Annotated in this window: 19 protein-coding genes; 9 read left to right on the top strand and 10 right to left on the bottom strand. The window is 29.7% G+C overall.

Annotated elements, in window-relative coordinates; all coding sequences use genetic code 11:
* Positions 1-8 precede the first annotated feature (8 nt).
* From hisS to HGB55_RS02135, 3 genes are all read left to right on the top strand, one after another.
* Positions 9-1385 (top strand): histidine--tRNA ligase, encoded by a 1377-nt coding sequence (hisS, locus tag HGB55_RS02145; RefSeq protein WP_168814209.1) that lies wholly within the window; start codon positions 9-11, stop codon positions 1383-1385.
* 38 nt (positions 1386-1423) lie between these two features.
* Positions 1424-2110, top strand: coding sequence for a GTP cyclohydrolase I FolE (folE, locus tag HGB55_RS02140; RefSeq protein ID WP_168814207.1), 687 nt, complete (start codon positions 1424-1426; stop codon positions 2108-2110).
* A 63-nt stretch (positions 2111-2173) separates the two neighbouring features.
* Positions 2174-3004 (top strand): phosphatase PAP2 family protein, encoded by an 831-nt coding sequence (locus HGB55_RS02135; protein ID WP_211047324.1) that lies wholly within the window; start codon positions 2174-2176, stop codon positions 3002-3004.
* Between the two features lie 3 nt (positions 3005-3007).
* Here the strand turns inward: HGB55_RS02135 and HGB55_RS02130 are convergent, their stop codons facing one another.
* The gene (locus HGB55_RS02130; protein WP_168814205.1) at positions 3008-3640 is read right to left on the bottom strand and encodes a hypothetical protein; all 633 of its coding nucleotides are present in this window, start codon (positions 3638-3640) and stop codon (positions 3008-3010) included.
* A 75-nt stretch (positions 3641-3715) separates the two neighbouring features.
* Between HGB55_RS02130 and HGB55_RS02125 the strand changes: the two genes are divergently transcribed.
* Positions 3716-4276 (top strand): DNA mismatch repair protein MutS, encoded by a 561-nt coding sequence (locus tag HGB55_RS02125; protein ID WP_168814203.1) that lies wholly within the window; start codon positions 3716-3718, stop codon positions 4274-4276.
* On the opposite strand, the gene HGB55_RS02120 is transcribed toward HGB55_RS02125, so the two are convergent.
* Positions 4273-4785 (bottom strand): hypothetical protein, encoded by a 513-nt coding sequence (locus HGB55_RS02120; protein ID WP_168814201.1) that lies wholly within the window; start codon positions 4783-4785, stop codon positions 4273-4275. The two genes, HGB55_RS02125 and HGB55_RS02120, sit on opposite strands and share 4 nt — an antisense overlap.
* A gap of 84 nt (positions 4786-4869) precedes the next feature.
* On the opposite strand from HGB55_RS02120, the gene HGB55_RS02115 reads away from it, so the two are divergent.
* The gene (locus HGB55_RS02115) at positions 4870-6003 is read left to right on the top strand and encodes a cysteine desulfurase family protein (RefSeq protein WP_168814199.1); all 1134 of its coding nucleotides are present in this window, start codon (positions 4870-4872) and stop codon (positions 6001-6003) included.
* Positions 6004-6005: 2 nt separating this feature from the next.
* A complete protein-coding gene (locus HGB55_RS02110; RefSeq protein WP_168814197.1) occupies positions 6006-6971 on the top strand; it encodes a type I phosphomannose isomerase catalytic subunit in 966 nt (321 codons plus the stop codon).
* Here the strand turns inward: HGB55_RS02110 and murB are convergent.
* Together murB and HGB55_RS02100 are read right to left on the bottom strand one after the other, a co-directional pair.
* Entirely contained in the window at positions 6968-7969 is a 1002-nt protein-coding gene (gene murB / locus HGB55_RS02105) for a UDP-N-acetylmuramate dehydrogenase (RefSeq protein ID WP_168814195.1), read from the bottom strand. The genes HGB55_RS02110 and murB overlap by 4 nt on opposite strands.
* The gene (locus tag HGB55_RS02100) at positions 7970-9163 is read right to left on the bottom strand and encodes a pyridoxal phosphate-dependent aminotransferase (protein WP_168814193.1); all 1194 of its coding nucleotides are present in this window, start codon (positions 9161-9163) and stop codon (positions 7970-7972) included.
* A gap of 282 nt (positions 9164-9445) precedes the next feature.
* Here HGB55_RS02100 and HGB55_RS02095 point away from each other — a divergent pair, with 282 nt between their 5' ends.
* Positions 9446-10666, top strand: coding sequence for a PDZ domain-containing protein (locus tag HGB55_RS02095; RefSeq protein ID WP_168814191.1), 1221 nt, complete (start codon positions 9446-9448; stop codon positions 10664-10666).
* 46 nt (positions 10667-10712) lie between these two features.
* Here the strand turns inward: HGB55_RS02095 and HGB55_RS02090 are convergent, their stop codons facing one another.
* Positions 10713-11162 (bottom strand): DUF1573 domain-containing protein, encoded by a 450-nt coding sequence (locus HGB55_RS02090; protein WP_168814189.1) that lies wholly within the window; start codon positions 11160-11162, stop codon positions 10713-10715.
* A 112-nt stretch (positions 11163-11274) separates the two neighbouring features.
* On the opposite strand from HGB55_RS02090, the gene HGB55_RS02085 reads away from it, so the two are divergent.
* The gene (locus HGB55_RS02085; RefSeq protein ID WP_168814187.1) at positions 11275-13932 is read left to right on the top strand and encodes a valine--tRNA ligase; all 2658 of its coding nucleotides are present in this window, start codon (positions 11275-11277) and stop codon (positions 13930-13932) included.
* 211 nt (positions 13933-14143) lie between these two features.
* On the opposite strand, the gene HGB55_RS02080 is transcribed toward HGB55_RS02085, so the two are convergent.
* A complete protein-coding gene (locus tag HGB55_RS02080) occupies positions 14144-17053 on the bottom strand; it encodes an FAD-binding and (Fe-S)-binding domain-containing protein (protein ID WP_168814177.1) in 2910 nt (969 codons plus the stop codon).
* Positions 17054-17139: 86 nt separating this feature from the next.
* Here HGB55_RS02080 and HGB55_RS02075 point away from each other — a divergent pair, with 86 nt between their 5' ends.
* Positions 17140-19662: a M14 family metallopeptidase gene (locus tag HGB55_RS02075; protein WP_168814176.1), complete on the top strand. Its 2523-nt coding sequence runs from the start codon at positions 17140-17142 to the stop codon at positions 19660-19662.
* Here HGB55_RS02075 and HGB55_RS02070 read toward each other — a convergent pair whose 3' ends face one another.
* From HGB55_RS02070 to HGB55_RS02055, 4 genes are read right to left on the bottom strand one after another with little or no spacing between them, the layout of a single operon-like run.
* A complete protein-coding gene (locus HGB55_RS02070) occupies positions 19663-20004 on the bottom strand; it encodes a tRNA-binding protein (protein WP_168814174.1) in 342 nt (113 codons plus the stop codon).
* Positions 20005-20007: 3 nt separating this feature from the next.
* Positions 20008-21831: an OmpA family protein gene (locus HGB55_RS02065; RefSeq protein ID WP_168814172.1), complete on the bottom strand. Its 1824-nt coding sequence runs from the start codon at positions 21829-21831 to the stop codon at positions 20008-20010.
* Positions 21832-21843: 12 nt separating this feature from the next.
* Positions 21844-22305: a DUF962 domain-containing protein gene (locus HGB55_RS02060; protein ID WP_168814170.1), complete on the bottom strand. Its 462-nt coding sequence runs from the start codon at positions 22303-22305 to the stop codon at positions 21844-21846.
* A 36-nt stretch (positions 22306-22341) separates the two neighbouring features.
* On the bottom strand, positions 22342-22875 hold the full coding sequence (locus HGB55_RS02055) for a YfiT family bacillithiol transferase (RefSeq protein WP_168814169.1): 534 nt from the start codon (positions 22873-22875) through the stop codon (positions 22342-22344).
* Positions 22876-22897 lie beyond the last annotated feature (22 nt).

Below are 22897 nucleotides of genomic sequence, written 5' to 3'. Positions count from 1 at the left end.
TACAGAACATGGCACAAAAACCAAGCATACCAAAAGGAACACGCGATTTTTCTCCTACTGAAGTAGCTAAACGGAATTATATATTTTCAACCATTAAGCAAGTATTCGAAACCTTTGGTTTTCAACCAATAGAAACTCCTAGTTTTGAAAATTCTGATACTTTAATGGGTAAATATGGGGAAGAAGGAGATAGATTGATTTTTAAAATATTAAATTCAGGAGATTATTTAAATAAGGTTGATGAATCATTTTTGAAAGATAAAGATAGTTTAAAAGTAACTTCGAAAATATCAGAAAAAGCTTTACGTTACGATTTAACAGTTCCGTTTGCTCGCTATGTTGTACAGCACCAAAACGAAATTGAATTTCCGTTCAAACGTTACCAAATGCAACCTGTTTGGCGTGCCGATAGACCACAAAAAGGACGTTTTAGAGAATTTTACCAATGTGATGCCGATGTAGTTGGAAGTAAAGGATTGTGGCAAGAAGTAGAGTTTGTGCAGTTGTATGATGCCGTTTTTAATAAATTAAAATTAGAAGGAGTTACTATAAAACTTAACAATCGTAAAATATTAGCAGGAATTGCCGAAATTATTGGCGAAAAAGATAAGTTGATAGATTTTACAGTAGCACTTGATAAGTTAGATAAAATTGGAGCCAATGGTGTAATTAAAGAAATGCAGGAGAAAGGAATTTCTGAAAAAGCTATTGAAAAAGTACAACCATTATTCAGTTTTAATGGCACTAATCTTGAAAAACAGGATCAGTTACAAGAAATGTTATCAAATTCTGAAGAAGGATTGCAAGGGGTAACTGATTTACGTTTTGTTGTAAATACTATTGAAACGTTAGGCCTAAAATCTTCAAAATTAACCATTGATGTTACTTTGGCTCGCGGCTTAAATTATTATACAGGAGCAATTTATGAAGTAAGTGCACCTGAAGGCGTTAATATGGGCTCTATTGGTGGAGGTGGAAGATACGATGATTTAACAGGAATTTTTGGATTAAAAGATATGAGTGGCGTAGGAATCTCTTTTGGTTTGGATAGAATTTATTTGGTATTGGAAGAACTTAATTTGTTTAATGAAGTAGATTTACCAAAACCAAAGGTATTATTTGTTAATTTTGGAGAAGTTGAAGCTCTTTACTGTATGAAAGCTTTAGCCGAATTAAGAAAAAATAACATCAAATCAGAATTATATCCTGATAGCGCAAAAATGAAAAAGCAAATGAACTATGCTAACAGGAGAGATATTCCTTTTGTAGTAATAGTAGGTACTAACGAAATAGCCAATAAAAAATTCACACTAAAAAATATGCAAACAGGTGAGCAACAATTATGTAGTTTAGAAGAATTACTTAAAATCACTATACAACATTAAAACAAAGTTGTAAATTTGCAAATTATAAACTAAAGAAAATGTTTGAAGGTAAAAACGTAATGACAAATAGAATTGATGAAATAGGAGATGACCACATAGGTTCTTCTGCTAAGACACCTTTAAGAGCTGATGCTTTTGAAATTTCTGATGAAGAAAAAAGACAGCGTATTGAAGCAAGCGTTAGAGATATATTAGATACTTTGGGAATGGATTTGGAAGATGATAGTATTAAAGGTACTCCGCGTAGAGTTGCTAAAGCTTATGTTAACGAGCTTTTTAGTGGTTTAGACCCTAAAAATAAGCCAAAGCTATCAACTTTTGACAATAATTATAAGTATGGAGAAATGTTGGTTGAAAAAAACATAACTGTATACTCTACTTGTGAACACCATTTGTTACCTATTGTAGGGAAAGCTCATGTTGCCTATATTTCTAGTGGAAGAGTTATTGGTTTATCAAAAATGAATCGTATTGTAGATTATTACGCTAAGCGTCCGCAAGTACAAGAACGTTTAACAATGCAAGTAGTACAAGCACTTCAAGAAGCATTAGGCACTGAAGATGTTGCTTGTGTTATTGATGCTAAGCATTTATGTGTAAATTCTCGTGGAGTAAAAGATATAGTTAGCAGTACTGTTACCTCTGAATTTGGAGGAAAATTTAAAGATCAAGATGTTAAAAGTGAATTTTTAGATTACATAAAACTAGATACACAATTTGAGTAATTTTATAAACTTTAATAAAATGTAAAGCACCTTAATAGGTGCTTTTTGTATTATAATTAATAAATGAGAATTAAAAAATATTTATCCGTAGTATTAATTATTGTTTTTATTGGTATTACTAATGCGCAAGAAAAAACAATTAAACAGCCGTTATTAAAATCATTGAAGGCTGATGCAACGGCAATTTATGGAGGTATAAAATATGCATATACTCAGCCATTAAAATGGAAAAAAGATGATTGGTTAACTTTTGGAGCTGTTGCTTTAAGTACAGGTATACTATATATGTATGATGAAGAAACCAGTGATTATTTTATTGAGCAAGATGATAATGCACCTCACATGCTTAAAGAAATAGGATGGTACTATGGAAGTCCTCAAAACTTTTTTATGATTACAGGAGGAGTATACGGTTATGGTTTAATAGCTAATAATGAAGCTTTTAGACGAACAGGTGTGTTAATTATTTCTGCAGCGGCAGCATCAGGTATTATACAAACTGTAACAAAGAATGCTTTTGGACGCGCACGCCCAAGTGAAGGTGTAGGAAAGGACAAATTTAAATTTATGAGTAAAGAGCCGGGTTATCATTCTTTTCCATCGGGTCATGCAATTTTATCATTTACCGCTTCGCATGCCATTGCCAAACAATTTGATAATTTATGGGTAAAAGGAGGTATTTATGCTGTTGGTTTAATAGCGCCGGTTTCAAGACTTTGGGCAGGAGCGCATTGGTTAACCGATGTTACTTTGGGAGTTGTAATTAGTGTTGTTATTGTTGATGGAATTGATAACTTTTTAAACTCATCAGAAAAAACAACTAAAAAAGAGCCTAAAATTTCATGGAAATTGAAGGCCGGTATAGGTAATATTGGTTTAGTAGGTACATTTTAAATACTAAAGAAGTTCACTTATTTTTTTAAAAATATAATGAATTTCACCAGCTATTTGATTGTTTGTTTCTAAATACTTTTGTGATTGATATATTGAATTATCAAAGTTTTTAGGATCGTTAAAAGGAAGGTGAAAACGTTGAATTGCATCTGGAATAAAAGGACAATCTTCATCAGCATTTGAACAAGTTGTAATTGCTATATACGGTGTTTTGTTATGATCGTCATCATATAATTTTGAAAATCCAATAATTGGATTGGTGCAATTGGCATAACTAATTAAATATTCCGGATTTTGATGTGAAAACTCTAAAATTTGAAAATTAAAACCAACTTTTTGAAGCGTTTTTACGGTATTTCTAAAAAAAGAAGTAACCGCTGTACCACCTGAAAAGCTTTCAATTTTAGTTAATTTAAAGTAATGAGTTGCATAACAACTCCAAACTTGTGCCAGTTGACTTCTTCTGCTGTTATGTGTACAAATATAATTTAAGTTTACTTTTTTTTTATTTTTTAATTCTTTAACAATAAATAAGGCTATAGACTCTAATAAATTTTTTCTGCTTTCATCTATATCTAATTTATCAAGTGCATTCGTAAAAAATTGTTCAGTATTTATTGAGGCTGTTTCTAACATAATTTTAATTTTGTACAATAATATTATTAAAACTTTGATTTATTATTTCTATAAAATTAATAAAAAGTTAAGATTATGAATTTTAAGATAGGAGACACTGTTGTTGTGATTGATGATGTAATTAAGGGCAAAGTGATTGTCGTTGATAAAAATAAAATTGTTATTGAAACTATTGACGGTTTTCCTTTTGAATTTGCGCCAAGTGAGTTGGTAATTGTTGATAAAGATCAGGCCGAGTTGTCTAAATTTAGCGATATTTCTAATGAAGATTTATTTGATAAGATAAATGAAAAACCGAAACGGAAACAATCAAAGTTTAAAACTGTAACTAAAACAGATAAATTGCCTCCAATGGAAGTAGATTTGCATATTCATCATCTAACTTCATCAACAAAAGGTTTAGATAATTACGATATGTTAAACTTGCAAATTGAAACTGCAAAACAAAAATTGGAATATGCTATTAGAAACAGAATTCCAAGAGTGGTTTTTGTTCATGGTGTAGGTGAAGGAGTTTTAAAAACAGAACTGGAATATTTGTTTAAAAAATATCATGTTGATTGGTATGCGGCTTCGTTTAAAAAATACGGATTAGGTGCTACGGAAGTTTATATTTACCAAAACCCTAAAAACTAGTTTATAATTTCAAACGTTCCAAAATCATAACTTTCATAATAAATTTTATCGTTTTGGTCATTTTTTAAAACCATATCTGTAAAATTTATTTCGTATGAACTTGTAACAATTGTATCAATTTTAACGCCTGTTGATAGTGTGTCAATTCTAATTTCAGTTTCAACGGTTTCAATAATATTAACTGATGTATTTGAATCTGCCTTTAGTTCTTTTAAAACTTTTGGTGAAGAAGGTGGTATAGATTGACAAAAATAATTGGTTCCAAAACTTTCATCAAAAACTCTGTAAGTAAGTGTAATGTTGTTAGAAACATTAAAACTATCAGTTGTTAAATGTCCTTCTTTAAGAGTTAAAATTAAGGCTTCAGTTTTATCAGTATTGGCTCTGTACAATACATATTCTCCACATTTATTAAGGTTTTCAGTAAAGTCAAAAGCAGGTACATCAAAGTCACCATCATTACATGCGGCAATTGTAAACAATAAAAACAGTATAACTAATTTCTTCATTCTTTTATCAAATATTGGCAAAATTAATTGTTTTAGGTTATTTAGCATTAATTAAAACAATATATTTTTTACTTTCGCTGTCTAATGGAAACTATATATTTAGATAACGCCGCTACAACACCAATGTTGCCTGAAGTAATTGATACAATTACAAGCACAATGCAAACGGTTTATGGAAATCCGTCATCAACACATCAGATTGGCAGAAAATCAAGATCTTTGGTTGAAACTGCTCGTAAAAATATTGCAAAATGTTTAAATGCAACTGCAAACGAAATTGTTTTTACTGCCGGAGGAAGTGAGGCCGATAATCTTATTTTACGAAATGCAGTAGTAAATTTAGGTATTACTACAATTATATCTTCAAAAATTGAACATCATGCAGTATTGCATACTATTGAAAGTTTGGTTGAAGAGTTTAAAATTACTGTAAATTGGGTCGATTTAGATGAAAATGGCAAGGTAGATTATAAGCATTTAGAAGAGTTGTTAAAACAAACCAACGACAAGAAATTGGTAAGTTTAATGTATGTGAATAATGAAATAGGAAACATTTTAGATGTTAAAAAAGTGTCCGATCTATGTATAGCAAACAACACTTTATTTCATTCTGATGCTGTACAAGCTGTGGGGCATTTTCCTATTGATGTACAACAAAATCCTATAGATTTTTTTGTAGCAAGCGCACATAAATTTCATGGACCAAAAGGTGTGGGTTTTGCTTATATAAAAAGAGGATTTGGTATTCAGCCAATTTTGCATGGTGGAGAACAGGAAAGAGGTGCAAGAGCCGGAACCGAAAATATACACAGTATTTTAGGCATGGAAAAAGCCCTTGAAATTGCTTGTAAAAAAATGCAACAAGAGTCTGAATATATTCAACAGTTAAAAAGTTATTTTATAAATAAGTTGAAAACTAATTTTGAAGGAATTCAATTCAATGGTCTTTCAGAAGACAGTAATCAAAGTAGTTATATTATTTTAAATGTGCGTTTTCCTAAAGAATATTCAATGTTACTTTTTAATTTGGATTTGAAAGGAATTGCTGTTTCAGGAGGTAGTGCTTGCCAAAGTGGAAGTAATAAAGGTTCTCATGTATTGAATACCATTATAAATGAAAATGAAGCTAAAAAAACATCGGTGAGGTTTTCATTCAGTAAATTAAATACAAAAGAAGAAATAGATTATACAATAAAAACATTAAAACAAATACTATAAAAATGCTTAATTATCCATTAAAATTCAGTCCTATTTTAAAAGATAAACTTTGGGGAGGTGATAAATTAGTAACTAAACTTGGTAAAAAATCAGATTTAAAAGATATAGGTGAAAGTTGGGAAATATCGGATGTTGAAGGCAATATTTCGGTAGTTTCTAACGGAAGTTTGAAAGGTAAATCGTTACGTGATTTATTGGAAATTTATCAAGTTGAACTGGTAGGTAAACATAATTATGCACATTTCGGAAACAATTTTCCGTTGTTGATCAAATTTATTGATGCCAAACAAGATTTATCGGTACAAGTACATCCAGATAACGAATTGTCTAAAAAACGTCATAATTCATTTGGAAAAACAGAGATGTGGTACATTATGCAGGCTGATGAAAACGCACGTTTAATTTTAGGATTTAATGAAGAAATTACGCCTGATGATTATGTAAAGTTGTTGGAAGAAAAAAATATTATGTCTGTTTTAAATGATGTGTATGTAAAAAGCGGAGATTCATTTTTTATCGAAACAGGAACTGTACACGCTATTGGTGCGGGAATTGTATTGGCTGAAATTCAGCAAACGTCTGATATTACCTATAGAATTTACGATTTTGACAGAGTAGATGATCAAGGAAACGAAAGAGAATTGCATACGGAATTAGCGGTAGATGCTATTAATTTCTCTACCGAAAGTAATTATGTGCGTACCTATACTAAAGAAGAAAACAGCTTAAATAAAGTTGCAGAATGTGAGTATTTTAAAACCAACTTTATTCCTGTAAATGGTAAAGTTGAGTTAGATTATACAACTACAGATTCGTTTGTGATTTTTATGTGTGTTGAAGGAGAAGCAACAATCACAGTTTTTGGAAACAGTGAAACTGTTAAATTTGGAGAAACTATTTTAATTCCTGCAACTTCTGATAATGTGATAATTGAAGGAAAATGTAAATTTTTAGAAGTAACAGTTTAAATTATATTTACTTCAATTTCCAAATCAATATTGAATGTGGTTTTAATTGTTTGTTGAATTTTTTGAGCAAGGTTGTAAACTTCTTGTCCGGTTGCATTGTTGTAATTAACTAAAACAAGGGCTTGTTTGTTGTGCACACCGGTATTTCCAAAACGCTTACCTTTAAAACCACATTGTTCTATAAGCCATCCGGCAGGTACTTTAATTTCGTTTTCAGAAACTATATAATGTGGTATTTCCGGATATTTTTCTTGTAATTTTTTAAATGAATTACTATTAATTACCGGATTTTTAAAAAAACTTCCGCTGTTTCCAATTTCTTTAGGGTCAGGTAGTTTGCTTTGTCTTATAGCTATAACTGCATCAGAAATTTCTTTAATGGTTGGTTTGTTTTTGCTTTCTAAAAACTGTTGAATTGCACCGTAAGAAATAGTAGTATTATGATTGTTTTTAGTAAGTTTAAACGTAACACTTGTAATAATGTATTTTCCTTTTAATTCATTTTTAAAAACAGAATTTCTATAGCCAAATTTACATTCGTCTTTGGTGAAAATTTTTGTCTTTCCGGTTTCTATTTCAAGTGCTTCTAACTGAAAAAAAGTATCTTTAATTTCAACACCATAAGCTCCAATATTTTGAATAGGCGATGTGCCAACATTTCCCGGAATTAACGATAAATTTTCTAAGCCGCCGTAATTTTGTGAAATACACCAAAGCACAAATTCGTGCCAGTTTTCACCGGCTTCGGCAGTAACATAAACCTCATTTTTTTTAGTGTCATTTACAATAATACCTTTAGTATTTATGTGGATTACAAGTTTTTCAATAGCAGATGTTAACAGCATATTACTGCCACCTCCTAATATAAAAACGTCTTTTTCACTAGAAATAACCTGTTTTAATTCTTCTGTGGAGTTTATTTCAATAAAACGTTTGGCATAAGTATTAATTCCAAAAGTATTGTACTCTTTTAAAGATATGTTGTGTAGTATATTCAATTACTTGGCGTTGTATGCTGTAATAGCAGCTTTTAAAATTTCTACTGATTTTATAAGGTCTTCCTTTTTTAAAACATAAGCAATTCTAACTTGTTTTGTACCAATACCTTTTGTTGAATAAAAACCGGCTGCCGGAGCAACCATAACTGTTTGATTATTTAAACTGAAGCTTTCTAATATCCATTGTGCAAATGAATCGGCATTATCCACAGGAAATTCGGCAACACAATAAAAAGCGCCTTTGGGTGAAGCTACTTTTACACCGTCAATTTTATTTAATTCTGCAATTAAAGTATCTCTTCGGTCTTTATATTCAACAATAACTTCATCAAAATACGATTGAGGAGTTTCCAAAGCTGCTTCGCTGGCAATTTGAGCAAATGTTGGCGGGCTTAAACGTGCTTGTGCAAATTTTAAAGCAGTACTTATAACGTCTTTATTTTTAGAAACAACACAGCCAATACGAGCACCGCACATACTGTAACGTTTTGATACAGAGTCTATCATAATTGCGTTATCTTCTAATCCAAAATCACTTAAAATCGAATGATGTTGTAAATTATCATATACAAACTCTCTATAGACTTCATCAGAAATTAAAAATAAATCGTGTTTTTTTACAATTTTTGCCAGTTTTTGAATTTCTTCTTTAGAATACAAATAACCTGTTGGATTACCTGGATTACAAATTAAAATAGCTTTAGTTTTAGGCGAAATTAATTTTTCAAATTCTTCAATTGGAGGCAACGCAAAGTTTTCTTCAATTTTAGAAATTACAGGTACAATTGTAACACCTGAAGCAGTTGAAAATCCGTTATAATTTGCATAAAAAGGTTCAGGAATGATAATTTCATCACCCGGATCGGTAATGCTTCCCATAGCAAATAAAAGTGCTTCAGAACCACCTGTAGTAACTATAATTTCACTTGCATTTACATTGATATTATTTTTTTTATAGTAATTGGCAATTTTTTGGCGGTATTCTTCCGAGCCTTCAGATCGGCTGTAAGCCAAAACTTTAACTGTATTATTTTTTATGGCTTCTAATGCTATATCAGGAGTTTTTATGTCTGGCTGACCAATGTTTAGATGGAAAACTTCAATTCCCTTTTTTTTTGCATTTTCAGCATAAGGTACCAATTTTCTAATTGGTGATTCAGGCATGTTCTTCCCTTTATTTGATATAGTTGGCATTGTATTTTAATTATGAATATAGTGTAACAAAATTGCGAAATTAATTTTAAAATTCTTAACTTTTAGATGAATTTGTTAGAGGTTAATTTTTTTATCAAAGTTATGTAACTATAGTTTGTTTTTATTGCTTAACTTAAATCACATCATATTAATACCTTGAATAGTTTTTTTAGAAATAGTATCCTATGTATTCTACTTGTATTTTTTACAATTCAAGGGTATTCTCAGGGGTATTTTAGATTGAATAACCAAGGGAAAAAACAAATAGTTTCGTTCAAATTATTGCATAACCTAATAGTATTTCCAATTGAAGTTAACGGAAAAGAATTAAATTTTATTTTAGATTCCGGAGTAGGAGTAACCGTACTATTTAATTTAAATCCAAACGATTCAATACCGCTAAAAAATATCAAAAAAATTAAACTTCAAGGATTGGGAAGTGAAGAGCCGGTTGATGCCATTTTCTCAGACAATAATTTTTTTAAATTCAATAAAATAGCAGGGTTCAATCAAAAATTGTATGTCATTTTTGATGATAGCTTTGATTTGTCTTCAAAATTAGGAATTACAATCCATGGAATTATTGGTTACGAAATTTTAAAAGATTTTGTGGTAAATATAAATTATACTTCTAAAAGAATAACTTTTTATAATCCTGAATATTATAAATATAAGGATTGCAGTAAGTGTGAGGTTTTAAAAATAGAATTTAACAGATTAAAGCCTTACGTTGATGTTGGCGTAAAATTAGATCAAACTTCAAATGAAATAACAACGGTTAAACTTTTAATAGATTCTGGAGGAAGTGATGCTATGTGGTTGTTTGAAAATTCGCATCCTGATATTTTACCTCCAACTAAATTTTTTCATGATTATTTAGGTGAAGGTTTAAGCGGTTCTATTTATGGGAAAAGGTCATTTATTGAAGCATTATATATTGGAAAATATGAATTAATAAGACCTACAATTTCATATCCGGACTCTATATCAACTGCTTTTGCACGTAGATTTGAAGAGAGAAATGGCAGTATAGGAGCAAATATTTTAAAAAGGTTTAATGTTACTTTTGATTATAATAACAATAAAATATTTTTAAAAAAAGGAAGAGGTTTTAAAGATCCGTTTAGATATAATATGAGTGGTATTGAATTGGCTTACAATGGTAAAATTTTAGTTGAAGAAGAAGATAAAACAAGTTTCTCATTGGGTGATGATCAAGGAAATTCTCAACAAAAAAAGATTATTTTAGATTATAATTATAAATACACATTTAAACCATCGTATATCATTCAAAATTTAAGAGTTGGTTCGCCGGCATATAATGCAGGTTTACAAAAAGGTGATATTGTAATTAAAATTGATGGAAAATATACGTACGATATGAAATTAGAAGATATTGTTGAGAAATTTTATCAAAAAGAAAATAAGAAAGTAACTTTAGTAGTCGAACGATATGGGCAAGATTATGAATATCATTTTAAATTAAAAGATATGCTGAAATAAAAAAGGCTTTCAAATTTGAAAGCCTTTTTTATTTATTTTATACTGTTTAATTTGATGAAATAGTTGGTTTTTGTTTTACTACTTCAGATTCAGGTTTTAAAACAATACCTTTAATTCGTAGTTTTTTTACCGGTTCAGATGCATTTGAAAAAACGGTAATCATTTTAGAAAATCCTCCAGGTCTGTTAGTAGCATATTTTACTTCAATTTCACCTTTTTCTCCCGGCATAATTGGCTTTTCCGGTTTTTTAGGAACAGTACAGCCACAACTGGATTGAATTCTACTTATAACTAAAGGTGATTTCCCCGTGTTTTTAAATTCAAATACTCGAACACCATTGGCATTCAATTCAATTTTTCCGTAATCTATAACATCAGTAACAAATTCAAAAGCCGGGGCATTTGGATCTTTTACTTCTTCAACTTCTTTTTTTTCTTGAGCATTTATTGATAATGTTAGTAAACCAATAAATAATAAAGTTGCTAATTTTTTCATAATTTCTTAATTTAAAAATGTAAAGTTAGTTATTTTTTTATGCTTTCAAAATTTTTTGTGTTATCTCTTATAATTGTACATTTGCGAATTATATTACAAATATTAGACCAAAATGAGTTTAGCAACAAAATACAATCCTCAAGATGTTGAGAAAAAATGGTATGATTACTGGATGGAAAATAATTATTTTCATTCTACTCCTAATGAAAAAGAGCCATATACGATTGTAATTCCGCCACCAAATGTTACGGGTGTTTTACATATGGGACATATGTTAAACAATACTATACAAGATGTACTTATTAGAAGAGCAAGATTGAAAGGATATAATGCTTGTTGGGTACCGGGAACCGACCATGCTTCAATTGCAACAGAGGCAAAAGTGGTAGCTAAACTAAAAGAGGAAGGTATCAATAAATCGGATTTAACCCGAGAAGAATTTTTAGAGCATGCTTGGGAATGGACTCACAAACATGGAGGAATTATTTTAGAGCAATTGAAAAAATTGGGAGCTTCCTGTGATTGGCAACGTACAAAGTTTACAATGGATGATGATTTATCCGAATCTGTAATAAAAACATTTCTCGATTTATATAAAAAAGGATTGATTTATAGAGGTTACCGAATGGTAAATTGGGATCCTTCAGCAAAAACCACTTTATCTGATGAAGAGGTTATTTATGAAGAAAAAATGGGTAATCTTTACTATATAAATTATAAAGTGGTTGAGGCAGATGGAAAAACTTCCACTTCGGGAATTGAGGAGGGGCAATTAACTATAGCCACTACACGTCCTGAAACAATTTTAGGTGATACCGCAATTTGTATTAACCCAAATGATGAGCGTTTTAAACACTTAAAAGGTAAAAATGCAATTGTGCCAATTTGTAATAGAGTAGTACCAATTATTGAAGATGAATATGTTGATGTTGAGTTTGGTACGGGATGTTTAAAAGTTACTCCTGCGCACGATCAAAACGATAAAGAATTAGGAGAAAAACATAATTTGGAAGTTATTGATATTTTTAATGATGATGCAACTTTGAATTCTTTTGGAATGCATTATGAAGGAAAAGACAGATTTGTTGTTAGAAAAGAGATTACTAAAGAGTTAGAAAGTTTAGGTTGTTTGATAAAAGTTGAACAATACATGCATAAAGTTGGTACATCTGAAAGAACAAAAGCTGTAATTGAGCCAAAAATTTCCGCTCAATGGTTTTTAAGTATGAAAGATTTAGCAAAACCGGCATTAGATCATGTAATGAATGATGATATTCAGTTTCATCCTGCAAAATTCAAAAACTCCTATAGAAATTGGATGGAAAATGTGAGAGATTGGAATATTTCTCGTCAGTTGTGGTGGGGGCACCAAATTCCGGCTTATTTTTATGGTGAAGGCGTAAATGATTTTGTGGTTGCTAAAACTGTAGAAGAAGCTTTAGAATTGGCTAAGCAAAAATCCGGTAATCAGCAACTTACAATTAAAGATCTTACTCAAGATCCTGATGTGTTGGATACGTGGTTCTCATCGTGGTTATGGCCAATGTCTGTTTTTGATGGAATTAATAATCCGAATAATGAGGATATAAATTATTATTATCCAACAAATGATCTGGTAACTGCACCTGAAATCATGTTTTTTTGGGTGGCAAGAATGATTATTGCCGGATACGAATATAAAAATGAACTTCCTTTTAAAAATGTTTATTACACAGGAATTGTAAGAGATAAGCAAGGAAGAAAAATGTCTAAATCTTTAGGAAATTCACCTGATCCAATCGAATTGATGGAGAAATATGGTGCTGATGGTGTTAGAGTTGGAATGTTAATGAGTTCTCCTGCGGGAAACGATTTACCTTTTGACGAATCATTATGTGAACAAGGACGTAATTTTTCTAATAAAATATGGAACGGATTCAGATTGGTTCAAGGATGGGAAATTTCAGAAAGTATTGAGCAACCAAAATCTTCAAAAATTGCAATTAAATGGTACAAAGCTAAATTTCAACAAGTATTGCTAAGTATTGAAGAATCGTTTGAACAATTCAGAATAAGTGAAGCTTTAATGAGTATTTATAAGTTGATTTGGGATGATTATTCTTCTTGGTTCTTAGAAATGATTAAGCCTGAATACCAACAACCAATTGACGCTAAAACATATAATGAAACTATTGAAATATTTGAAAATAATTTAAAAGTATTACATCCGTTTATGCCATTTTTAACAGAAGAAATTTGGCAAAACATTACTACCCGAACTCCTGATGAAGCTTTGATTATTGCTGAATATCCTAAAAATGAAACTGTTGATAGTCAATTAATCAAGGATTTTGAATTAGTTACCGAAGTGGTTTCGAATATTAGAACAATTAGAAAAGATAAAAATATTTCTTTTAAAGAAAAGATAGATTTGATTGTAATTGAAAGCGAATCAATTAATAAGGATTTTGATGTGGTTATTGAAAAATTAACAAACTCAAATTCAATAAATTATGCTAACGAAAAAGTTGAAGGAGCGTTGAGTTTTAGAGTAAAATCTAACGAATATTTTATTCCTATTACTTCTGATATTAATGTTGAAGAAGAAAAAGCTAAAATTGAAGAAGAATTAAAGTATATTGAAGGTTTTTTAAAGTCGGTTCAAAAGAAGTTAAGTAATGAACGTTTTGTGAATAATGCACCAGAGCAAGTAATTAGTAATGAGCGTAATAAAGAAGCAGATGCTTTGGCTAAAATAGAAACATTAAAAGCTAGTTTAAGTAACTTGTAAAATATAAGTACATTACTGTGGTTGGTAATGTATTTTAGAAAAAGGATTCTAATTTATTAGAATCCTTTTTTGTTTTATAAAAGCCATCATTCAGGAATTTTACTGAGTAAAGTTGAAGTATTATTTCAGAATCTCACCAAATTATAATACATTATGCTAACATAAATCAAGTTTATTTTAATAAATAATGATTGTTTAAAAGTTTTGTTAATTACAATAAAGCCTCTCTTAGAATGCTTACAGGATGTTTACTTTTTCGTTTTGTGCCATCAAAAATTTGATGTCTGCAACTTGTGCCTGAAGCTGCAATTTCAACAGTTTCTTTAGTATTTTTAATTTTTGGGAAAAGTGTATCTTCACCAACTTGCATAGAAATAGTATAATGTTCTTTTTCATATCCAAAAGAACCTGCCATACCGCAACAGCCTGTATTCATAATTATAGGTTTATAATTTTCTGGAATATTAAGCATTGCAAAAGTGGCTTCACTATTACTTAACGATTTTTGATGACAGTGCACATGAATTTTTATTTCCTTTTTCAAATTTGTAAAACTTGCAGATTGGATGTTTCCTTTTTCAAATTCACGTTTTATAAACTCTTCAATTGTAAAAGCATTTTTTGAAATTTCTTTTGCTGCATTTTTATCATCAGCTAAACGTAAATATTCATCTCTAAAGCCTAAAATTGCCGAAGGCTCAATGCCAATAAGTGGAGTTTTATCTGAAATTAATTCTTTAAATAGTTCAATATTTTTATCAATTACAACTTTAGCCTTATCTAAAAATCCTTTAGAAATAAAACTTCTACCGCTTTCTTTATGATTGATTATTACTATTTTATAGCCTAATTTGGTAAAGAGTTCAATAGTATCAATACCAATAGAAGAATCATAAAAATTGGTAAATTCATCACAAAATAAATACACCAAACCGTTTTTAAATTCGTTATTATGTAATTTTTTTACATTTCGTTTATACCATTTTTTTAGTGTAGTTCTATTTATTTTAGGAATACTTCGTTTAGTAGCAATTCCAATAATTTTTTTAGTGACCGAATTGTTTAAAGCAACATTTGTAAGTAAAGGGAAAATACTTCCTAATTTATTGTAAAACACATTGTTGGCAAATAAATGTGTGCGTAAAGAAGGTTTGTTTTCTTTTTGATATTGATATAAAAACTCGGCTTTTAAAGCAGCAATATCAACGTTACTTGGGCATTCACCGGCACAGGCTTTACAGCTCAAACATAAATCGAATACTGTTTTTAATTCAATATGGTTGAATTTGTTTATTTGGTTTGAATTGGTTAAAAATTCACGCAAAGCGTTAGCTCTGGCTCTTGTGGTGTCTTTTTCATTTTTGGTTGCTCGGTAACTTGGGCACATGGTACCACCAGCTGAAACCGGTTTTCTGCAATCGCCAGATCCGTTACATTTTTCGGCAACTCTTAAAATTCCCAAACTATCAGAAAAATCTTGAATGGTTTCAATTTCCGGTTCTTTTCTGTTAATTTCATAGCGTAAATTTTTATCCATAGGAAAGGCGTCAACAATTTTTCCTTGGTTGAAAATAGTATTTGGATCAAAAACCGTTTTAATACGTTTTAAAAGGTGGTAATTTTTTTCTCCAATCATTAATGGAATAAATTCGGCCCGAACAATTCCATCACCATGTTCTCCACTAAAAGTACCCTTATATTTTTTTACCAATTTGGCAACATTGGTTGTAATTTCCCTAAATAGTTTTGTGTCTGTATCTTTTTTTAAGTTGAGAATAGGGCGGAGGTGCAATTCACCTGCTCCGGCATGCGCATAATACACCGCATTTTGACCGTAACGTTCCATCATTTTGGTAAACTCTGAAATATAGTTAGGCAAATCATTTAATTCAACCGCTGTATCTTCAATACAGGCAACTGCTTTATTGTCTCCAACAATATTTCCCAATAAACCTAAACCGGCTTTGCGCAAATTAATAGCTTTATTTACATCTTCACCTTTTAATTTAGGGAAGACATAGCCAAAATTATGTTGCTTTAAATCGGTAATTAAAATGTTGGCTAACTTTTCTACTTCTTCACTTGAATCCGACTTAAGTTCAAGCATTAAAATGGCTTTAGGATCACCTTCAATAAAAAATCTGTTTTTAGTTTGCTCACGGTTGTTTTTGGTGCAATCTAATATGGTTTTATCCATTAATTCACACATGTACAAATTGTGTTTCATGGCAATAACTACTGCTTCTAAACTTTCTTGAATGCTATTAAAATGAGCAGCAACCAATACATTATTTTTTGGAGGAAGTACATCTAGCTGTAAAGAGATTTCTGTTGTAAAAGCTAATGTTCCTTCACTTCCACATAGTAATTTAGAAAGATTGAATTTTTCTTCAGAATCAGAAAAAACGGAAGATTTTATTAATTCATCAACGGCATAACCTGTATTTCGTCTGTGAATTTGTACTTTAGGAAACTCATTTTTTATTTCTTGTTGAATTTCTTCGTTCGATAATTCGTTGTAAAGAGTATGGTAGATTTTACTTTCTAACGAATTTCCTTTTCTTTTTTGATGAAATTCTTCTTTTGATACATCATTAAAAATAACTTCAGAACCATCGCTTAATAGTATTTTTAGTGAGAGCACTTTATCGCGTGTAACACCATATTTTATAGAAGTTGTGCCCGAAGAGTTGTTGCCAACCATACCTCCAATCATACAGCGGTTACTTGTAGAAGTATCGGGACTAAAAAATAAATTGTAAGGTTTTAAAAACAAGTTCAATTCATCTTTTATAACTCCCGGTTGTACGGTTATTGTTTTATTTCTTTCATCAAAAGTTAAAATTTTGGTGAAATGTTTTGAAGTATCAACTATAATTCCATCACCCACACATTGTCCGGACAAAGAAGTTCCAGCAGCTCTTGGAATTAAACTAATATTGTTGGAAGTTGCAAAATCAATAAGAATTTTAATATCAGCTTCATTTTTTGGATAAGCAACAGCTAAAGGTATTTTTCTATAAACAGAGGCATCAGTAGCATAGATGCTTTTATGTAAATTATCAAAAAGGATTTCGCCTTGTAATAAACCTGAGATCTCTGTAAGTTTAATATCGGTCACTAATTTATCAATTTCAATAAATGAATAAGTATCAAAGTTACATATTCCTAAAGATAAATTTATATATTTGAAAAAACATTTTTAGAATGAAGAAAATATATCTTTTTGCGCTTTTTTTTGTGACTATTTCAATAAAATCTCAAAATAACACTTATTTGTCGTATTATTTACCTCAAAATATTGTCTATAATGAAAATACACCAACTCCTGAAAGTATTTTAGGCTTTGAAGTAGGAGAATGGCACGTTACACACGATAAATTGGTTGAATATATGAAGGTTTTGGCAAATGTGTCGGATAGAATTTCAATTGAAGATAGAGGTAAAACTTTTGAAGGTAGACCTCTTTTGTTACTTACTATCACTTCTCCTGAAAATCATAAAAATATAGATGAAATAAAAAAAGCTCATGTACAATTAACAGAAGCGAGTTTAAGTGATAAATTAGATGTAGCATCCATGCCTTTAATTGTATATCAAGGTTTTTCAATTCATGGAAATGAGCCAAGTGGTTCTAATGCCAGTTTACTATTAGCGTATTATTTGGCTGCAGCAGAGGATGAAACTATTGAAAATTTATTAAGCAATACAGTCATTTTAGTAGATTCTTCATTTAATCCTGACGGATTACAGCGATTTGCTTATTGGGCTAACACTAATAAAAGTAAGCATATTAACACCGACCCAAATGATAGAGAATATCATGAAGTTTGGCCAGGAGGAAGAACAAATCATTATTGGTTTGATATGAATAGAGATTGGCTTCCTGTTCAATTACCGGAATCGAGAGCACGAATTGAAACATTTAACGAATGGATGCCTAATATTTTAACAGACCATCATGAAATGGGAACAAATTCCACTTTCTTTTTTCAACCCGGAATACAATCACGAGTTCACCCTTTAACACCAAAGGAAAATCAAATTCTTACTAAAGAGATAGGTACATATCATGCAAAAGCTTTTAATAAAATAGGATCATTATATTATACTGAAGAGAATTATGATGATTATTATTATGGAAAGGGTTCTACATTTTTAGATATTAATGGAGGTATCGGAATTTTGTTTGAACAAGCAAGTTCAAGAGGTCATGCTCAAGAAACAATAAACGGATTATTAACATTCCCATTTACAATTAAAAACCAGTTTACAGCTGCTTTATCTACACTTGAAGCTGCTAAAAATATGAGAGTTAAATTGTTAGAATATCAAAAGAATTTTTATAAAAATGCTAATGATATGTCTGTAAAAGATCAAGTAAAAGCTATTGTTTTTGGTGATGAAAAAGACGCAGCGAAAACTTATCATTTAGCTGAAATTTTAAAACGACACGAAATAGAGTTTTATAAATTGAAGTCCGATTTAACTATTAATGGAGTTAATTATACGCAAAATAACAGTTTTATTGTGCCAACTCACCAAAAAAAGAGCAAACTTATTAAAGCAATGTTTGAAAAAAGAACAACGTTTACCGATAGTTTATTTTATGATATTTCTGCATGGACATTCCCTTTGGCGTTTAATGTTGATTATGCTGAAATGAAATCGACCGCCAATATGGGTGATTTGGTAAATGACTTAAAACTCAAAGAAGGTGTTGTAACTCATAAAAGCAATTATGCCTATTTAATGGAGTGGAATGAATATTATACACCAAAGATATTAAATATCATTCTTAAAAAAGGTATAAGGGCAAAAGTAGGAATGAAACCATTTGAGTTGGATAACCAAAAATACGATTATGGTACCATATTGATTCCTGTTCAAAATCAGTCTTTAGATGAAAATGAGCTGTTTACTTTTCTAAATGATATAGCTGTTAGTAGTAATGTAACAATTACAGGTGTTTTTACAGGTATGACAAAAGGAATTAATTTAGGTAGTAATGAATTTAAAAGCTTAGATAAAGTAAAAGTTGCTATGCTGGTAGGAAATGGTATTTCACCATATGATGCAGGTGAAATTTGGCATTTGTTTGATCAACGCTATCAAATGAATTTAACAAAATTAGATGTAGATTATTTGCATAGAGTTGATTTTTCTGACTATACAACTCTAATAATACCTAATGCAAATATCAAATTAAGTGAATCGTCTGTAAAAAAAATAAAAACATGGGTACAAAGTGGAGGAACAATTATTGGATATAAAAATACGGTTAAATGGTTGGTAGCTAATAAATTTATTGATTTGGATATTAAAAAGGTAAAGGTTGATGCTAAAAATATTTCATTTGAAGAAAAGAGAGATTTTTTTGGTGCTCAGGTTATTGGAGGTTCAATTTTTGAAACCGAATTAGATAGATCTCACCCAATAAATTTTGGCTTTAAAAATAAAACATTACCAATTTTTAGAAGAACTAAAATATTTATAAAACCCGATAGCAGTAGTTTTAATAATCCTATTAAATATACCGATAAACCACTTTTAAGCGGTTATATTTCGAAATCTAATTTAGAAGCTCTAAAAAATACTGTACCTTTTCAAGTAAAAAAAATAGGTAGAGGTAATGTAATTGTATTTACTGATAATACTAATTTTAGAGGTTTTTGGTATGGAACAAATAAATTATTGATGAACGCTGTATTTTTCTCTAAAATAATGTAGTTAGTTTACAGGTTGACCATTTTTTAGGTTAGATTTTGATGCTTGTAATAAAACGATTTTTTTTTGGCTATTTTCAATACCTAAAACTAAACATTCGCTAAAAAAGTTAGCAATTTGTTTTTTGGAAAAGTTTACAACAGCTAAAATTTGCTTATTAAGGAGTGCTTCTTTAGAGTATAAATGTGTGATTTGTGCACTTGATTTTTTAATATCTAGTCCTCCAAAATCAATAGTAAGTTGATAGGACGGTTTTCTAGCATTTGGAAAATCTTTTACTTGAGTAATAGTTCCAATTCTAATATCAATTTTACTAAATTCTTCAAATGTAATTTCGGGTTTCATAACTTAATTTTCAGTAACAATAAATTCGGTTCTTCTGTTAACAAGATGTTCAGCTTCAGTACATTTAACTCCATTAGAACAGTTATTCAACAATTCTGTCTCACCATATCCTTTACCTGTAATTCTTTCAGAATCAATGCCTTTAGAAATAATATAGTTGATGATAGATTTTGCTCTGGAATTTGAAATATTCATATTATAAGTATCAGGAGCTCTACTATCGGTATGAGATTTTACCTCTAATTTAAGGTTAGGGTATTTATTTAAAATATCTACAACTTTATTTAGTTCTTCAGCGGTATCTTCTCTTATGTCATATTTATCCAAATCGAACTGTAAAGCTTTCATTTTTATCATTTTATGATTTCTTACAAATTCAAATTCAGGATTAGATTCTAATAAAAATTCTTTTGAAATGGTTTCATTATTTATGCTTGAAGTATGTATCAAAGCTATGTCATTTAAGTAATTTTCAAGTGAAGCAACTATTCTGTATTGTGTGTTACATTTTAGTTTGTAAGTAAAAGAAGCATTTACATTTAATGTATCAATAGCGTCATTTCCTTCAAAAATAGTGATAATAGCATTTGAAAGAGGCATTTTTGTATTAGCATCCAAAACAGTTCCGGTAAGTAATTGTTCGCAAATAACAGGACTCATTTCAATTTTTTTTGTAAAACTAAGAGTATTGTTGTTATTTGTATTTAGCTGAATTTCAGTATTTACAAAGCCTTTTTTTTGTACTACTATTTTGTAATTTTCATTACACTTTAAGTTGAAATTAAAATTGCTATCAGTTAAAATTAAGGTTTCAATGAGTGTTTGGTTGTTAAATAATTGAATCTTTGTGTTTAGTAATTTTTCTTTGTTTATTTTATTGAATATTTCACCAGTAACAGACTGATTACAAGGTTTAATAAGCGAAAAGGCATAAATATCAACATCACCTTTACTTTCTTCTCTGTTTGAAGTAAAAAAGCCTTGTTCGCCTGTGTTATTCAATACAAAAGCAAAATCGTCAAATTCACTATTGATAGGGCTTTGTAATTTTTTGGCTTTAAGATAATTACCGTCTTTAAATTCACTTTTGTAGATATTTAAAGAACCATTTCCACCATAACCTGAAGATGAGAAATAGAGATTGCTATATTTGTCTATAAAAGGGAATAATTCAGATTTTTTTGTGTTGATGTTCTCTCCCAAATTTTTAGGTTTACCGTAAGTGCCATCATTGTTAATATCAACAACGTAAATATCTGTTTCTCCAAATCCTTCGGGCATATCCGATACAAAATAAAGTTGTTTTCCATTTTTACTGAGTTGAGGATTTCTAACAGAATATTCTTCATTATTAAAGGGAAGAGAAGTTATATTTGAAATTTCAAACGTTTCATTTAAGGATGCTTTTACAATACGTAATGTTTTCCATTTAGCTGAATCTTTTACGGTTTGAGTGTTATAAAAATTATTTAAAGTAAAATAGATGTTTTTTTTATCGGGACTAAATGAAATATCTGATTCAAAAACAGGATTAGCACTATTATTTGAAAATTTACCATTTTGAAGAATATCTCCATTTTTAGTTATTGTACCTTTATATAATTCTAAATGTAATTGTCGGTTGTTTTTTCTTCTGTCTTTTTTAAAAGACCTATCTTCTTCGTTTTTTTTTGATGAAGCGAATAAAACTGTAGTATTATCTAAATAAATTGTGCCAAGTTCGGCATATATAGAGTTAATAGAAGTATTAAATACTTCATATTTTTCTTCTTGGGCTGAAATTGAATTTAGAAAGAGCAACAAAAAAAGTTGCCAAAATGTTTTCATTTTAAATTGAATTTATTTTTTTGATAATTTTTCAAAAACCCACGCAGGTCCTATCAATAAAAATTGTAAATCTTTTAAAAAAGATGGTTTTTTTCCTTCAATTTTATGTCCATAAAACTGGCCAATCCAAGCTACAATAAATATAACAAGCGATGTATAAAATAATGGTAAAATAGTTGATATGTAATAGTTTCCTATCAAACATAAAATTGAGAAAATAAAGACTTTTATAAATGTTGAAAATGATAATCTTAAATAAAAAAGTAGTACTAAAATTAAAATTACACCAGCCCAGTTTTCTATAATTGGATTATTTAGATTAGTTAGGTTAGAAACTGTTTGTGATGGGATGCTCATAAGCATTCCTACAATACTAAAAAAAATAGCTGGGACACATACATAATGTATTGCTTGATTGGTTTTATTTTGATGGCTTATGCTATATTCATCAAACCATTGTTGTAAAGTTTTCATAATTAGTAGTTTAAAACATAAAGTTAGTAAAAAAAATTATATCCATTTTTTTAACTTCATTAGGTTGTGAATATGAGCAAAGTGATGATTACAATGCCAAGCATAAATACCTAAATTTTCTTCTAAAGTTATAGTTTCATTTCCATCAGGATGGATAAATGTTTTTTTTAAATCTGCTTTAGAGAGTCCTTTTAATAAATACACCCATTTTGCATGTAGAGCTTTTAATAAGTTGATTGAAAGTAGGGTAGGACCATGTTTGCTATCAAATAATTCTCCCCATCTATCTTCAAAATAGGGTTTAATGGTTGGTGTATCTTCAGTTAAGGTCCATTTAAATCTAGTATAACTGTTATGATGGCTATCAGCACAATGATGAATAACCTGTCTTATAGTCCAACCATTTTCTCTATAAGGCGTATCTAATTGTTCTTCAGTTAGATTTTTAACTAAAAAATTAAGTTTTTCAGGAAAATTTTCAATTACAGAAATCCATTTTTCAATAGTATTTTCTGAAATTAAAGTTGGAATTGTTGGTTTCCCTATAGGATATTTAAGCTTCTCCAGCATTTAATTTTAAGTTTAGTAAAAA

It is taken from the genome of Lutibacter sp. B1 (assembly GCF_012524075.1).
Lineage (GTDB): Bacteria > Bacteroidota > Bacteroidia > Flavobacteriales > Flavobacteriaceae > Lutibacter.
This window is presented reverse-complemented; position numbering and strand designations above follow the sequence as displayed.